We start from the raw sequence: 15,130 nt of genomic DNA on the forward strand, positions 1-15,130 counted from the left end.
ACCGCATTGTTACTAACAGGGTGTTACTGGCGTTACCGCCCTTGAGGAAAGGCCTCAAGCGCCTGGGCTACAGGCGCTCCAGGCCGACAAACGGGCAGGCTTGGAGCAACTGGGCAAGCGGGCGGCCGTCGGCCAGGTGAAAGTCGTCTGCCACCAGTTCGGCCAGTGGGTAAAGCACGAAGGGGCGGGCATGCATGTGGTAGTGCGGCACCTGCAGTCGTGGCACATCGATGACGTGATCGCCGAACAGCAAGATGTCCAGGTCGAGCGTGCGTGGGCCCCAGCGTTCCTTGCGTACACGGCCCTGTTCATTCTCGATGGCTTGCAGGGCGTCCAGCAGGTCCAGGGGGGCGAGTGAGGTATCCAGGGCGGCGACGGCGTTGGTGTAACGCGGCTGGCCAGGCAGCAGGGAGTCGCTGGTGTACAGGGCAGAGGCCGCCACCAGGCGGGTGCTCGCGACCCGATCCAGCGCCTGCAAGGCGTTGCCCAGTTGCTCGGCAGGCGCATCCAGGTTGCTGCCAAGGCCGATGTAGGCGCGAGTGGTCACTCGAACGCCTCATCGCCACCACGTTTGCGCTTGCTGTTGCTGCGCTTGCGCTTGCGTGGGCCGGCCCCGGTGCCTTCATCACGGCTGCCCAGCTCGCGGATCATCTCGCGACGCTCTGAGTCGTTTGCATCCTGGTAATCGGTCCACCACTGGCCAAGGTCGTCGGTTTCTTCGCCTGCGCTTTCGCGCAGCAGCAGGAAATCGTAGCCGGCGCGGAAGCGGGGGTTGTCGAGCAGCACGTCGGCGCGTTTGCCGCTGCGTCGTGGCAGGCGTTCCTGCATGTCCCAGATCTCGCGGATGGGCAGGGTGAAACGCTTCGGAATGGCAATGCGCGCACACTGCTCGGCAATCAGGTCGTGGGCTGCGCCATTCATGGCCGGGATCGGCGGTACGCCCTGGTTTTGCAGGTGCAGTACGCGGCTTGGCAGGGCTGGCCAGAGCAGGGCGGCGAACAGGAAGGCCGGGGTCACCGGTTTGCCTTGCTTGATACGCAGATCAGTGTTGCTCAGCGCCTGGCTGATCAGGGTATGGGTGTAGGTCGGGCGCTCTTCCAGTGCATGCGCACTGGCCGGGAACAGCGGCTCGAACAACGCCAGGTCGACCAGCATCTCGAAGACGATCGCGCCTTGGCCGGACAGGAACAGCTTTAGGCATTCCTCGAACAGCCGCGCAGGCGGGATCTCGCGCAGCAGGGGTGCCAGGCCACGGATCGGCTGGAAAGTATGCTTCTCGATGCCGAAGTCGAGTTTGGCGGCGAAACGCACCGCACGCAGCATGCGCACCGGATCTTCCTGGTAGCGATGCGTCGGGTCACCGATCAGGCGCAACAGGCGGTTGCGTACGTCGTGCACGCCGTTGGCGTAATCGAGGACGCGCTCGCTGACCGGGTCGTAGTACAGGGCGTTGATGGTGAAGTCGCGGCGTTGCGCGTCTTCTTCCAGGCTGCCATATACGTTGTCACGCAGAATGCGACCACTGGCATTGTGCGACGAACGGTGACTGTCACCTTGGTCGTCTTCTGAATGATGGGCACGGAAGGTCGCGACTTCGATGATTTCACGGCCGAAATGCACGTGAACCAGCTTGAAGCGACGGCCGATGATGCGCGCATTGCGGAACTCGGCACGTACCTGCTCAGGTGTTGCACTGGTGGCGACGTCGAAGTCCTTGGGCGTGATGCCCAGCATCAGGTCGCGCACGCAACCACCGACCAGGTAGGCCTGGTAGCCCGCGCCTTGCAGGCGCTCGACGATATTCACCGCATGGCGGCTGAACTGGTGGCGCTGCAGCGAGTGTTGGCTCTTGTTGATCACCTCAGGCGTGGTGCGCTTGTGGTGCTGGCCCGGTACGGGAGGGCGGAAAGACTGGAACAGCTTCTTCAGCATGGGATGCACTGTGTGAAGGAATGTTCGGCCAAGAATAGGAGAATGGCCGCATGATGGGCGGGGATTCTAGCATTTACTCGGGGAATGGTGTAGGCGGTAGCAGGATGGACTGCCAGAAGGGAGAAACGACAAGGGGAGCCTAAGCTCCCCAAGAAGTCGTTGCGTGCTCTTATTGTTTTTATGCCGGGCTTCTTGTTTTTGTTGAGTGCCCTGCCCACAAATCTCAAAGCTTGTGGACGACCCCTAATCCAGGGGTTAAGAGCAAACGGATTGCTTTGGCCGCTGATGTCACGCTGATCATTCGATCCAACCAGTTCAGGCGCTGCTTTTTAGTGCAGTTTTTGTTGTTCTCTGCCTGGTCGTGGGGCAAGCCCCAAACACGCATCCTCTCCAAAAGAATCAGTTAGCTGCGCCTCCGCCGTCTTGTTTTTATTGTGCGTGAGCCGTTTCGTCTTGTTCTTATTCTGAGTTGCAGTGCTTGTTATTGTTCTTGTACTGAACATATAGCAGGTGGCGTGCCAACTTTTGCAAACCCAATGAAATCAATGGTTTGGCAGGTTTTTGAGAAGGCTGGCGGGTGGTAAATGTCGGAATTTCGTTACCGTACGCCTCGGGAACTGTTACGGCGCAAAGATTGGGTAACAGATTTTTGCGGGGACTGATGTGTTACCACGGATTGCTACGACCTGTTCAGCGTCCATGCGATCCAGCGCCGCGCGGGCGGCGCTCGATCTGACTGGTGCCACCTTGGCTGCGGCGTGCACCAGCGGAGTCGCTCATTCGCTGGTAGCGTTGCTCTTGCGGCGCGGTATGCCCAGGCGTTGGCGGCGTTCCCACAGGCACTTGCGGCTGACCCCGAGCTTGCGGGCCAGCTCGGTTTCGGTCATATGGTCCTGGTGCTCAAGCACGAAATGCTGGAAGTAGTCTTCCAGCGACAGATCCTCGGTCGGCTCATGGCTAGCGTTGCTGGCAGCGCCCGCGGCCATCGCGCTGTCGAGAATGTCGTCATCGTCCATATCGCTCAGCTCGATATCGATACCCAGCAGTTCGGCCGATATTTCCGCGCTCTCGCTCAGAATCACCGCACGCTCTACGGCGTTCTCCAGTTCGCGCACGTTGCCCGGCCAGCTGTAATGACGAATGGCTTGCTCGGCTTCAGACGAGAAGTGCAGGTCGTCACGACCGATGCGGGCGCTCTGCCTGGCGAGGAAGGCGCTGGCGATCTCGTTGACGTCACTGCCGCGCTCGCGCAGGGCTGGCAATTTCAGGGCAATCACATGCAGACGATAGTAAAGGTCTTCACGGAATTGCCCAGCCTTGGCCAGGTTTTTCAGGTCGCGGTGGGTCGCGGCAATCAGGCGCACATCGACTTTTTGCGACTGTACCGAACCTACGCGGCGGATTTCGCCCTCCTGCAATACGCGCAGCAGCCGGGCCTGGGCTTCCAGTGGCAGTTCACCGATCTCATCGAGGAACAGGGTGCCGCCATCTGCCGCTTCTACCAGGCCGGCACGCCCGGCGCTGGCACCGGTGAACGCACCTTTTTCGTGGCCGAACAGTTCCGACTCGATCAAGGTTTCGGGAATGGCCGCGCAGTTCACCGAGATCATCGGCGCTTTGGCGCGCCGTGACAGGTTGTGCAGGGCACGGGCTACCAGTTCCTTGCCGGTACCGGACTCACCTTGGATTAGTACGTTGGAATCGGTGGGCGCCACCTTGCGGATCTTGCTGTACATATCCTGCATGGGGGGGCACGAGCCAATGATGCCGATCTCGCCATTGGCAGATGCCGGGGCGCCTTTGTCGGCAGGCGCGGCCTTGCCGTTGCTGCGTGGCTCGGCGGCTGGGGCGGGTGCCGGCGCGCTCTGCCGGTCGCGCAGAATGCGCGCCACGGCCTGGAGCATTTCGTCGTGGTCGAAAGGCTTGGCGATGTAGTCCACCGCGCCCATCTTCATCGAGTCCACCGCCGAGCGCAGGCTGGCGTAACTGGTCATGATCAGCACCGGTGTGCCTTGGCCGAGCTTGATCAACTCGGTTCCCGGCGCGCCGGGCAGGCGCAGGTCGCTGACGATCAGGTCGAAGGTGGCAATGCTGAAGCGTTCCTGGGCTTCCTGCACCGAGCCGGCTTCGCTGACCTGGTACTGGTTCCGCTCAAGCAGGCGACGCAAGGCCGAGCGGATGATGGTTTCGTCTTCGACGATCAGAATATGCGGCATTGATTCAATTCTCTCGACGGTCTCGAATTTCAGGGGACGTCGCTACGACATGCCGGGGCAGGGTCACGCGGATCCGTGTGCCACGTTGCCGTTCGATGTCGGCCGGGCTGTCGATGGTGATTTGCCCATAATGCTCTTCCACGATGGAATAGACCAGAGCGAGCCCTAGTCCGGTTCCCTCGCCCGGGTCCTTGGTGGTGAAGAAAGGTTCGAACAGGCGGTCCATGATGTTCTTCGGAATCCCACTGCCTTCGTCCTCGACGATCAGGTCGACGGTGTGCTCGCTGACCTCAGTGCGTACCCGCACGGCGCTGCCGGGCGGCGAAGCGTCGCGCGCGTTGGAGAGCAGGTTGATCAGTACCTGGGCCAGGCGCTGAGGGTCCCCCTCGGCCCAGTGGTCGGGGTCGCAGAGGTTGAAGAACTGTACTTCGAAATTGCGCCGGTTCAACGCCAGCAGACCGATGGCATCCTGGGCCACTTCGGCCAGGCACACAGGCTCTTCGCTGTTCTGATGGCTACCGCCGGCATGGGCAAAGCTCATCAGCGACTGCACGATGCGCGATACCCGTTTGGTCTGTTCGAGGATCTGGCTCGACAATTCGATGATCTCGCCGTCGCCTTCGCGCTCCTCACGCAGGTTTTGCGCCAGGCAGGCGATGCCGGTGATCGGATTGCCGATCTCGTGGGCCACGCCCGCAGCCAGGCGGCCGATGCTGGCCAGGCGTTCAGAGTGCACCAGCTTGTCTTCCAGGGCCTGGGTCTCGGTGAGGTCTTCGACCAGTAGTACCAGGCCGCTGTTGCCGGGTGCCAGTGGCTCATCGATGGCTGCTTTGTGCAGGTTCAGCCAGCGCGGCTGACCGTCCAGTGCCAGGCGCTGCTTGTGCAAGTGCTCATCAGGCACGTTGATGAAACCTTGCAGGAGGCCGCGCCAGGGTTCATCGATGGTTACCAGACGCGACCCGACCACGTGTTTGGCGGCGATGCCGGTCAGCTCCTCCATGGCCTTGTTCCACATCAGGATTTCCTGGTCCTTGGCCAGCGAGCAGACGCCCATGGGCAGCTCCTGCAGGGTCTGGCGGTGGTAGCGGCGCAAGGCATCGAGTTCAGCAGCCAGGCCCGTCAGGCGCGAGTGGTAATCTTCCAGGCGGCTTTCGATGAAGTGGATGTCTTCGGTGACGTAATTCTCGTTGCCTGACTTGTAAGGCAGGAAGGTTTCGACCATGTCCTGGGCCACGCTCGGCCCCATCAGGCCCGACAGGTTGGCTTCGATGCGGTCGCGCAGGCGGCGCAGGGCATAGGGGCGGCGCTCGTCGAACGGCAGGTAGAGGTCACGCAGCGCTTGTTCGACTTCCTTCTGTGCAGCCTTGGCACCCAGTGGCTTGGCCAGTTGGGTGGCGAATTCCTGCGGTGAGGCAGCATGCAGCTCGCGGCGCTGGGGCCGTCGCACGTTGTCCACCGCGCATGCTTCGGCGGCGCTGACTTCCTCGCTGCTGGCGTTGGTGAACAGTGAAATCAGCGTGAACAACAACACGTTGGCTGCCAGCGAGGCAATCGCTGCCATGTGCCAGCTGGTGTCGTCGAGCACATAGATCATGTCCAGCAGCGGGATGTAGAAGCCCTGCAGATTACCCAGCAGGGGCAGCAGCATGGTCACCATCCATACCAGGGTGCCGGCCAGCAGGCCGGCGATGAAACCACGGCGGTTGGCGGTCGGCCAGTACAGCACCGACAGCACCCCAGGCAGGAACTGCAAGGTGGCGACGAAGGCGACGATGCCCAGGTTGGCGAGGCTTTGGTGGGTGTTCTGGTTCAGGTAGAACATGAAACCGGCGGTGATGATGGCGACGATCAGCGCGCGGCGGGTCCATTTCAGCCAGCGGTAGATGTTGCCTTCGGCCGGTGGCTGGTACAACGGCAGCACCAGGTGGTTGAGCGCCATGCCCGACAGCGCCAGGGTGGTGACGATGATCAGGCCGCTGGCGGCAGACAAGCCACCGACATAGGCGAGCAGTGCCAGCGCCTTGTTGTTGGCGGCGATGCCAAGGCCCAGTGTGAAGTACTCGGGGTTGGTACTGGCGCCCAGGCGCAGGCCTGCCCACAGCACCAGCGGCACGGCCAGGCTCATCAACAGCAGGAACAGCGGTAGGCCCCAGCTGGCGCTGACCAGTGAACGCGGGTTGAGGTTTTCGGTGAAGGCCATGTGGTACATGTGCGGCATGACGATGGCCGAGGCGAAGAACACCAGCAGCAGGGTGCGCCATGGGCCCTCCTGCAGGGGGGTGTGCAGCGCTGCCAGGGCTGTCTGGTTCTGCAGCAGCCACACTTCCAGTCCGTGCGGGCCCCCGAACACACCGTACAGGGCGTACAGGCCAATCCCGCCCAAGGCCAGCAGCTTGATCACCGACTCGAAGGCGATGGCGAACACCAGCCCCTCATGCTTTTCGCGCGTGGCGATGTGGCGTGAGCCGAAGAAGATGGTGAACAGGATGATCAGTGCGCAGAAGGCAAAGGCCACCCGGGCCTTGACCGGTTCACCGGTGAGAATGCTGATCGAGTCGGCCACTGCCTGAATTTGCAGCGCCAGCAGTGGAAGCACCCCGATCAGCATGAAAATGGTCGTTAGCGCACCGGCCCAGGTGCTGCGAAAGCGAAAGGCCAGTAGGTCGGCCAGTGACGACAACTGGTAGGTGCGGGTGATCTTGAGGATCGGGTAAAGCAGCACCGGCGCCAGCAGGAAGGCGCCGGACACCCCAAGGTAACAGGCGAGGAAGCCGTAGCCATATTGATAGGCCAGGCCCACCGAGCCGTAGAACGCCCATGCACTGGCGTAGACGCCCAGCGACAGGGTGTAGGTCAGCGGGTGGCGAATGATCGAGCGGGGTATCAACCCACGCTCGCTGATCCAGGCCACGCCGAACAGCACCATCAGGTACGCGGCGCTGATCAGGATCATCTGGGTCAGGCTAAAGCTCATCGGCATCTCGTTGGCTCTGCAGGATGAAGGTGACGACGATCAGGATCAGCCAGAGCAGGTAAGGGCGGTACCAGGCACCGGTCGGTTCGATCCACCAGTCCATGATGGCCGGGGAGAACAGGTAGATCCCCACGACCAGAAGCAGGACCAAACGATAGATGTACATGCTGGCCTCGATGGTTGGGCGCTGCGGGCTTGGACTTATTATTGGCGCAAATGGCTGGAGCGATGCTAGCGGGAATCGGTGGTGTTCGCCAAGGGTTTGAAATTATTGGGCTTTTGTTTTGAGACGTTAGTTGCCTGTAGTGGCCCTATCACCGGCAGGCCGGCGACAGGGCCGGCAATGCTTCAGTACAAATCAGCCTCCGGCACCGTCGTTCGCTGTGCAATGGCCTCTGGCTGCCAGCGCTGGCGCGCCACGGCCAAAACTTCAGCCGGCGTCGCCGTCAACAACTGAGGGTCGGCTTCCTGGCCCAACGCCCGCAATGCCCGCAACAGCAACGGCGTTGCTTGGCTAGCCTCAAGCGGCGGCGAACGGTACGACTTGCCCAGCTTGTGCCCATCAGGTTGCACGATCAGCGGAATGTGCAGGTAACGCGGCTGGGAGAAGCCCAGCAATTCCTGCAGGTACAGCTGGCGCGGAGTGTTGTCGAGCAGGTCGGCCCCGCGAACGATGTCGGTAACACCTTGCCAGGCATCATCCAGCACAACTGCCAGCTGGTACGCATACAGCCCGTCGCGGCGTTGAATCACGAAATCGCCCACCTCGCGCCCAAGGTGTTGCTGGAACGTCCCTTGCACCCGATCGGTAAAGCGGTAGATCAGTTCTGGTACCCGCAGGCGGATGGCCGCGCCTTCACGGGCATGCCCGGCGTTGCGGCAAAACCCTGGATAGATGCCGTTGTAGCCTTCGAGCTGCTTGCGCGAACAGGTGCAGGCATAGGCCAGGCCCATATTGAACATGCGGTCGACCACTTGTGCATAAGCCGGGTGGCGCTGGCTCTGAAAGACAACCTCGCCGTCCCATTCCAGCCCATAGCGCTCCAAGGTCTGCAGGATTGCATCACGGGCGCCCGGCATTTCTCGTGGCGGGTCGGTGTCTTCCACGCGTAGCAGCCAGCGGCCATTGACCGCGCGGGCGTCAAGCCAGGAGGCGAGGGCGGCGACCAGCGAGCCGAAGTGCAGAAAACCGCTGGGCGTGGGGGCGAAGCGTCCGATGTAGCGGGAGTCGTTCATGGGTGGTCGTGCGTATGAAATGAAACGGGGCGCATTATGCGCCCCGTTCGGGTAGGAGAAGGATCAGCCTTTGCCGACTGTTTTTTCCTTTTTCTCCGCGATTTCCTTGCAGTCGAAGCACAGGTCGGCAGTCGGACGGGCTTCCAGGCGGCGCAGGCCGATCTCGATACCGCAGGAATCGCACCAGCCGTACTCGTCGTCCTGAATTTTCTGCAGGGTCTTGTCGATCTTCTTGATCAGCTTGCGCTCGCGATCGCGGTTGCGCAGCTCCAGGGCGAATTCCTCTTCCTGGCTGGCGCGGTCAGCCGGGTCGGGGAAGTTGGCAGCTTCGTCCTTCATGTGATCCACGGTGCGATCCACACTGGTCATCAGTTCCTGTTTCCAGGCACCGAGAAGCTTGGTGAAGTGCTTTTTCATGGGCTCGCCCATGTACGCCTCACCCTTGCTTTCGACGTAGGGCTCGACACCGTACATGGTCTGGACTTTTTGCTTTTCTACGGTGGACATGAATAGACCGCCTCTCACTCATCTGATCCAATGCGCAGGATGCTCCATCTCCGGCACCCGCCGGCCCTGCGACTGCGAGCCGCCGAACTTACCAGATAGATCGGGGGTGCGCTAGCCCGCCCGGTCCTAGCTGTTGACAGCGCCGTGAAGCGCACGTTCGGTGCCGCGCAGAGGTAGAATCACCAGTTTAGACCCAATTGAGAGAAGGTCATGGCTCACCCCTACAGTGCGCGCAGCCGCGCCATCGAACCCTTCCACGTCATGGCGTTGCTGGCGCGGGCCAACGAGCTGCAAGCGGCCGGTCATGATGTGATCCACCTGGAAATCGGCGAGCCGGACTTCACCACTGCCGCGCCTATCGTCGAGGCAGGCCAGGCAGCGCTGGCTGCCGGGCATACCCGCTACACCGCCGCGCGTGGCCTGCCGGCACTGCGCGAGGCGATTGCGGGTTTTTACGACCAGCGTTATGGCGTTGCGGTAGACCCTGAACGCATCCTGATCACCCCGGGGGGCTCCGGTGCGCTGCTGTTGGCCAGCAGCCTGCTGGTCGACCCGGGCAAGCACTGGCTGTTGGCAGACCCCGGCTACCCATGCAACCGCCACTTCCTACGACTGGTCGAAGGTGGTGCGCAACTGGTACCTGTCGGCCCTGAGGTGAACTATCAGCTGACCGCCGACCTGGTGGCCCGTCACTGGAACCAGGACTCTGTCGGTGCCCTGGTCGCCTCGCCAGCCAACCCTACCGGTACAGTGCTGGAGCGTGATGAGCTGGCCAGCCTGTCCAAGGCCACCCGCGAACGAAATGGCCACCTGGTGGTGGACGAGATCTACCACGGGCTGACGTACGGCATGGACGCTCCGAGCGTCCTGGAAGTGGATGATTCGGCATTCGTCCTGAATAGTTTTTCCAAGTATTTCGGCATGACCGGGTGGCGGCTTGGCTGGCTGGTTGCCCCGCCTGACGCCGTGGCCGATCTGGAAAAGCTGGCGCAAAATCTGTACATCAGCGCGCCAAGCATGGCCCAGCACGCCGCACTGGCCTGCTTCCAGCCTGAAACCCTGGCAATTTTCGAAGCGCGCCGCGCCGAGTTTGCCCGTCGTCGCGACTACTTGTTGCCCGCCCTGCGCGAACTGGGCTTCCGCATTGCCGTGGAGCCGCAGGGCGCGTTCTATTTATATGCAGACATCAGTGCCTTTGGTGGCGATGCCTTTGCCTTCTGCCGGCACTTTCTGGAAACCGAGCACCTGGCGTTCACCCCGGGCCTGGACTTTGGTCGCCACCTGGCCGGCCATCATGTGCGCTTCGCCTACACCCAGAGCCTGCCGCGGCTGGAGGAGGCGGTCCAGCGCATCGCCCGTGGCTTGCGGAGCTGGCAAGGCTGATGGTGTTCTTTCCTCCACTCGAACAGGGGCGGCTGTTGCGCCGCTACAAGCGGTTCCTGGCGGACATCGAACTGGCCAATGGGGAGCAACTGACCATCCACTGCCCCAACACCGGCTCCATGCTCAATTGCATGCGCGAGGGCGGGCAGGTCTGGTTCAGTCGCTCCAACGACCCCAAGCGCAAGCTGCCGGGCACCTGGGAAATCAGTGAGACGCCCCAGGGGCGGCTGGCCTGCGTCAACACGGGGCGGGCCAACGCGCTGGTCGAGGAAGCGCTTCGCGCCGGCGTGATCCGAGAGCTGGCGGGCTTCACTGCACTCAAGCGTGAGGTGGCCTACGGTGAAGAAGGCAGCCGCGTGGACTTTCGCCTGGAGTTCGACCACGGCCCGGCCTACGTCGAGGTCAAGAGCGTGACACTGGGGTACCCGGATACGGCAGTGGCCGCGTTCCCGGATGCTGTCACCCAGCGCGGTGCCAAGCACCTGCGCGAACTGGCGACGCTGGCCCGGCAAGGTATACGTGCGGTGCAGTTGTACTGTGTGAACCTGACAGGCATCGAAGCTGTGCGTCCGGCCGACGAGATCGATGCGGCCTATGCCCGGGCACTGCGCGCTGCTGTGGCGGATGGGGTAGAGGTGCTGGCCTATGGTGCGCGCCTGGATGCCGAACTCATCGTCATCGACCGTCCGCTACCGGTGCTGCTTAACCCCTGAGCCAGATGCCCTGGCTGTCTTCCAGGCAGTCCAGGGCCTGCAGCGCTTCACCTTCGCAGGGGCCTGACACGCATTCGCCATTTTCTATCAGGAACAGAGCACCGTGATGGGCGCAGTGGATCAGGCTGGCACTGTCATCGAGAAATGCGTCCGCCTGCCAGTTCAAGGGGATACCCCGGTGCGGGCAGCGGTTGCGATACAGGTGCACCCGGCCCTGGCGGCGCACGCCGAACAGTTCGCTGCCGTCTACGCTGAAGGCGCGGCTGTGGCCCTCGGCCAGCGCTGCGGAAGTACAAAGGAAGTGCATTTGCAGGAACGACTCGTGAAGCAAGTGATGGCTTGACGCGCCAATGCGAATAATTATCAAATTGCCCGCATTCGCTGCGCCCGGTTGTCTATGGTGCGCAGTTCCGCCGTTCGCCACAAGGCGTTTGGCTCGCCTTCAGAAGGAATCCGATGATGCGTCGTCCCGCTGCCTTGCTTGCCTTGTGCGCAGCCTTGGTTGCTTCCACCCAGGCCCTGGCCGCCGAACTGCCACAGCGCTGGGTCAGTGCTGGCGGCGCTTTGAGCGAGTGGGTCAGCGCTCTGGGCGGCGAGCCGCGCCTGGTGGGTGTGGATACCACCAGCCAGCATCCTGAGTCACTCAAGGGCCTGCCAAGTATCGGTTACCAGCGCCAGTTGTCGGCCGAGGGCATTCTCAGCTTGCGCCCGGATGTGCTGGTGGGCACAGAAGAGATGGGGCCGCCACCTGTGCTTGCGCAAATCCGCAAAGCCGGTGTTCGAGTGGAACTGCTCTCCAGCAAGGCTGACCTCGCCGCCGTGGACGCAAACCTCAAGCAGTTGGGTATGTTGCTCGGCGCCGAGCAGAAGGCCGCGCAACTCGCTGCCGATTATCATCAGCAGCTCGAGGTATTGCAGGTGCAGGTCAAGGAGGCTCAGGCCAGCCACAAGGTGCCGGGTGTGCTGTTGCTGGTCGGCCATGCCGGTGCCAAACCGCTGATTGCCGGGCAGGGCACCGCAGGTGACTGGGTGCTGCGTCAGGCAGGTGGGCGAAACCTGGCGGAGCATCAGGGATACAAGAATTTCTCCAATGAGGCGTTGGCGGCGCTGGACCCGGATGTCGTGGTGTTCTCCGACCGCGCCTTGGTCGGCGAACAGGCCCTGCAGGCACTGCTCAAGGAAAACCCGGCGCTGGCCACCTCCCGCGCGGTACGCGACAAGCGCCTGGTGCCACTTGACCCGACCTTGCTGGTCGGCGGCCTTGGCCCGCGCTTGCCGGTGGCCCTGCAAGACCTGGCGGCTGCGTTCTACCCGGCGGTAAAGGTCAGCTTCACGCAATGAAGCAGCGCGTGCAGCCACGTACACTGATTATCTGCCTGAGCCTGCTGTGTCTGTTGGCGGTATGGCTTTCCCTCGCGTTGGGCCCTGTGAGCTTGCCGCTGTTCGATACCTTGCGCGCGGGCCTGCGGTTATCGGGGCTGCGCATCGATGGCGAAGGCCTGCAGCAGGCCGAAATGATCCTGGGCCAGATTCGCCTGCCACGCACACTGCTGGGTTTGGCAGTGGGGGCGGTGCTGGCGCTGTGCGGTGTGGCCATGCAGGGGTTGTTCCGCAATCCGCTGGCCGACCCTGGGCTTGTGGGCGTATCCGCCGGTGCAGCAATGGGCGCCGCAGTGGCTATCGTTGGCGGTAGTTGGTTTGGCGGCATGCCTGAGGCTTTCGCACCTTACTTATTGTCACTGTGCGCCTTCGTCGGCGGCCTCGGGGTCACCGCGCTGGTCTATCGCCTTGGGCGGCGCGACGGGCAGACCAATGTGGCCACAATGTTGCTGGCCGGTGTAGCCATGACCGCACTGGGGGGCGCGGCGGTTGGCCTGTTTTCCTATCTGGCCGACGACGCCACCCTGCGCACGCTGACCTTCTGGAACCTGGGCAGTCTCAATGGTGCCAGCTACGACCGGCTTTGGCCGTTACTGATCGTTGCCGCAAGCGTCGCGCTGTGGTTGCCGCGCCGGGCGCGGGCGCTCAATGCCTTGCTGCTGGGCGAGTCCGAGGCGCGGCACCTGGGGATCGAGGTGGAGCGGCTCAAGCGCGAGTTGGTGTTCTGCACGGCCTTGGGTGTGGGAGCGGCCGTGGCGGCGGCTGGGCTTATCGGCTTCATCGGCCTGGTGGTACCGCACCTGGTGCGCTTGCTGGCCGGGCCTGATCACCGCGTGGTGTTGCCCGCCTCGCTTTTGGCCGGCGGCGTGCTGATGCTGCTCGCCGACTTGGTGGCACGGTTGGCGCTGGCGCCGGCCGAGTTGCCGATCGGTATCGTCACGGCATTTATCGGTGCGCCGTTTTTCCTGGTTCTGCTGATCAGAGGGCGCAGTTGATGTTGCAAGTCGAGGGCCTGTACCTGCGTCGTGGTGGGAATGAAGTACTGCATGACATCCACTTGCAATTGCACCCGGGCCAGGTCATGGGCGTGCTCGGCCCGAATGGTGCCGGCAAGAGCAGCCTGCTGGGCGTGCTGTGTGGCGAGCTGTCGCCCGGCCAAGGAAGCGTGACGCTGCAGGGCCGGCCGTTGGCCGATTGGCCCGGGCAGGCTCGGGCCAGGCGCCTGGCGGTGTTGCCGCAGGTGTCCAGCCTGGGCTTTGCGTTCAGGGTCGAGGAAGTGGTGGGCATGGGGCGAATGCCGCATGACAGCGGCCAGCTACGTGACGCCGAGATCGTTGAGGCGGCTTTGCGCGCAGCGGATGCCTGGCACCTGCTGGGGCGCAGTTACCTGGCGTTGTCGGGCGGGGAGCGGCAACGGGTGCATCTGGCCCGCGTACTGGCTCAGCTGTGGCCGGGTGAGGAGGGGAGTACGCTGTTGCTTGACGAGCCGACCTCGATGCTCGACCCCTTGCACCAGCACACCACCTTGCAAGCCGTGCGCAGTTTTGCCGATCGCGGCGCAGCGGTATTGGTGATCCTGCATGACCTGAACCTGGCGGCGCGCTACTGTGATCGTGTCCTGTTGCTCGAAGGCGGCCGTGCCCATGCTCTGGCGTCGCCGCAGGAGGTATTGACGCCTATGGCGCTCAAGGCCGTGTTCGGCATTGACGTATTGGTACAGGCCCATCCGGAACGTGGGCATCCGCTGATCATTACCCGCTAGGAGGCGTTGCCCATGCATCATTCAGTACTGTCCGGCGCGTTGCTGGGCTTGTTGCTGGCGTTGGGGGGCTGCCAGGCCAGCTTGCCGCCGTTACCCGCCTGGCAGAGTAGCGAGGGGCGTGACAGCGCAGAGCTGGGGCAAATCCACGATCTGGCCAGCGGCAAGGTCATCAGCCCGGAACAGCTGGTCGAGCAACTGGTTGGCGTACCGCGAGTGCTGGTAGGCGAAAAGCATGACAATGCCGACCATCACGCCTTGCAACTTTGGTTGATGCGCGCGATGCAGGCCCGGCGAGCGCAGGGCAGCCTGCTTCTGGAAATGCTGCAACCGGAGCAACAGTCACGGGTCGATGCGGTTGAAGGCCAGGCCCGGTTGCCGCAGGACCTGCCCAAGGCCCTGGCGTGGCAGGAGGGCTGGGACTGGCAGCTGTACGGGCCGATCGTACGGGAAGCACTGGGTAACCATATTCCCCTTCTGGCCGCCAACCTGTCGCCTGGCGAAATTCGCCAAGCCTATCGGCAGGCGGCGGCGGTGCCGGGGGCGCAGTCCAATGCCCCGTCAGTAAAGGCGGCATTGCTCGAGCAGGTGAGGGCCGGGCACTGTAATTTGCTCCCCGAGAGCCAGTTGCCGGCCATGCTGGCCGTTCAGCAACAACGTGACCGGCGCATTGCCGAGCGGCTGCTCTCGGCGCCGCAGCCGGCCTTGGTGTTTGCCGGTGCATTCCACGCACGCAAGGACTTGGGCGTGCCATTGCACCTTGCCGACCTGGGTGCAGAGGGGCAGAGCAAGGTGCTGCTGTTGGCCGAGGTTGGTCAGCAGGTCAGTGCGGGGATGGCAGATTTTGTTTGGTATACAGCCGCGACGCCAGAGCAGGATTATTGCGCAGCGTTGCGTAATTAGGCGGGGAAGCGCGGGCGCTGAAGAGGCAGTGACAGGCAAAAAAAGACCCGGCAAAAAATGCCGGGTCAATAACCGTGATTAGCCTGATGAGGAGATAATCTGAGAGTCCGAACCAGGGGCTTTCAGG

At 62.9% G+C, this 15,130-nt stretch carries 14 protein-coding genes; 6 read left to right on the forward strand and 8 right to left on the reverse strand.

All coding sequences use genetic code 11. The features are described from left to right. Positions 1-67 precede the first annotated feature (67 nt). The 7 genes from folK to dksA all read right to left on the reverse strand — a co-directional run bounded on the left by folK (position 68) and on the right by dksA (position 8,865). A complete protein-coding gene (gene folK, locus JET17_RS03700; RefSeq protein WP_012312667.1) occupies positions 68-547 on the reverse strand; it encodes a 2-amino-4-hydroxy-6-hydroxymethyldihydropteridine diphosphokinase in 480 nt (159 codons plus the stop codon). Then, positions 544-1,932, reverse strand: coding sequence for a polynucleotide adenylyltransferase PcnB (locus JET17_RS03705; protein ID WP_012312668.1), 1,389 nt, complete (start codon positions 1,930-1,932; stop codon positions 544-546). The genes folK and JET17_RS03705 overlap by 4 nt, the downstream gene beginning before the upstream one ends. Before the next feature lie 776 nt (positions 1,933-2,708). Continuing rightward, positions 2,709-4,148 (reverse strand): sigma-54-dependent transcriptional regulator, encoded by a 1,440-nt coding sequence (locus tag JET17_RS03710; protein WP_012312669.1) that lies wholly within the window; start codon positions 4,146-4,148, stop codon positions 2,709-2,711. Positions 4,149-4,152: 4 nt separating this feature from the next. Next, on the reverse strand, positions 4,153-7,128 hold the full coding sequence (locus JET17_RS03715; RefSeq protein ID WP_012312670.1) for a sensor histidine kinase: 2,976 nt from the start codon (positions 7,126-7,128) through the stop codon (positions 4,153-4,155). After that, positions 7,112-7,288 carry a hypothetical protein gene (locus JET17_RS03720; RefSeq protein WP_003250005.1) on the reverse strand — a complete coding sequence of 59 codons (177 nt, stop codon included), beginning with the start codon at positions 7,286-7,288 and terminating at the stop codon, positions 7,112-7,114. The genes JET17_RS03715 and JET17_RS03720 overlap by 17 nt, the downstream gene beginning before the upstream one ends. Before the next feature lie 182 nt (positions 7,289-7,470). Beyond that, positions 7,471-8,358 (reverse strand): tRNA glutamyl-Q(34) synthetase GluQRS, encoded by an 888-nt coding sequence (gene gluQRS / locus JET17_RS03725; RefSeq protein ID WP_012312671.1) that lies wholly within the window; start codon positions 8,356-8,358, stop codon positions 7,471-7,473. A gap of 63 nt (positions 8,359-8,421) precedes the next feature. After that, the gene (gene dksA / locus JET17_RS03730) at positions 8,422-8,865 is read right to left on the reverse strand and encodes an RNA polymerase-binding protein DksA (RefSeq protein ID WP_012312672.1); all 444 of its coding nucleotides are present in this window, start codon (positions 8,863-8,865) and stop codon (positions 8,422-8,424) included. A 210-nt stretch (positions 8,866-9,075) separates the two neighbouring features. On the opposite strand from dksA, the gene JET17_RS03735 reads away from it, so the two are divergent. Further along, positions 9,076-10,248 (forward strand): pyridoxal phosphate-dependent aminotransferase, encoded by a 1,173-nt coding sequence (locus JET17_RS03735; protein WP_012312673.1) that lies wholly within the window; start codon positions 9,076-9,078, stop codon positions 10,246-10,248. After that, positions 10,248-10,961, forward strand: coding sequence for a DNA/RNA nuclease SfsA (sfsA, locus tag JET17_RS03740; protein WP_012312674.1), 714 nt, complete (start codon positions 10,248-10,250; stop codon positions 10,959-10,961). The genes JET17_RS03735 and sfsA overlap by 1 nt, the downstream gene beginning before the upstream one ends. Here sfsA and JET17_RS03745 read toward each other — a convergent pair. Then, entirely contained in the window at positions 10,951-11,268 is a 318-nt protein-coding gene (locus JET17_RS03745; protein WP_012312675.1) for a Rieske (2Fe-2S) protein, read from the reverse strand. The two genes, sfsA and JET17_RS03745, sit on opposite strands and share 11 nt — an antisense overlap. 149 nt (positions 11,269-11,417) lie before the next feature. Here JET17_RS03745 and JET17_RS03750 point away from each other — a divergent pair, with 149 nt between their 5' ends. Genes JET17_RS03750 through JET17_RS03765 form a run of 4 tightly spaced genes read left to right on the forward strand, consistent with a single transcriptional unit; the run spans position 11,418 to position 15,003 of the window. Then, positions 11,418-12,302, forward strand: a complete 885-nt coding sequence (locus JET17_RS03750) for a heme/hemin ABC transporter substrate-binding protein (protein WP_012312676.1) — start codon at positions 11,418-11,420, stop codon at positions 12,300-12,302. A gap of 50 nt (positions 12,303-12,352) precedes the next feature. Beyond that, positions 12,353-13,336, forward strand: a complete 984-nt coding sequence (locus tag JET17_RS03755) for a FecCD family ABC transporter permease (RefSeq protein ID WP_190273325.1) — start codon at positions 12,353-12,355, stop codon at positions 13,334-13,336. Continuing rightward, complete coding sequence (locus tag JET17_RS03760; protein WP_012312678.1) at positions 13,336-14,103, forward strand: heme ABC transporter ATP-binding protein; 768 nt, start codon at positions 13,336-13,338, stop codon at positions 14,101-14,103. The genes JET17_RS03755 and JET17_RS03760 overlap by 1 nt, the downstream gene beginning before the upstream one ends. Before the next feature lie 12 nt (positions 14,104-14,115). Then, positions 14,116-15,003 carry a ChaN family lipoprotein gene (locus JET17_RS03765; RefSeq protein WP_012312679.1) on the forward strand — a complete coding sequence of 296 codons (888 nt, stop codon included), beginning with the start codon at positions 14,116-14,118 and terminating at the stop codon, positions 15,001-15,003. Positions 15,004-15,130 lie beyond the last annotated feature (127 nt).

The sequence above is a fragment of the Pseudomonas putida genome (assembly GCF_016406145.1).
In the GTDB taxonomy this organism is placed as follows: Bacteria; Pseudomonadota; Gammaproteobacteria; order Pseudomonadales; family Pseudomonadaceae; genus Aquipseudomonas; species Aquipseudomonas putida_E.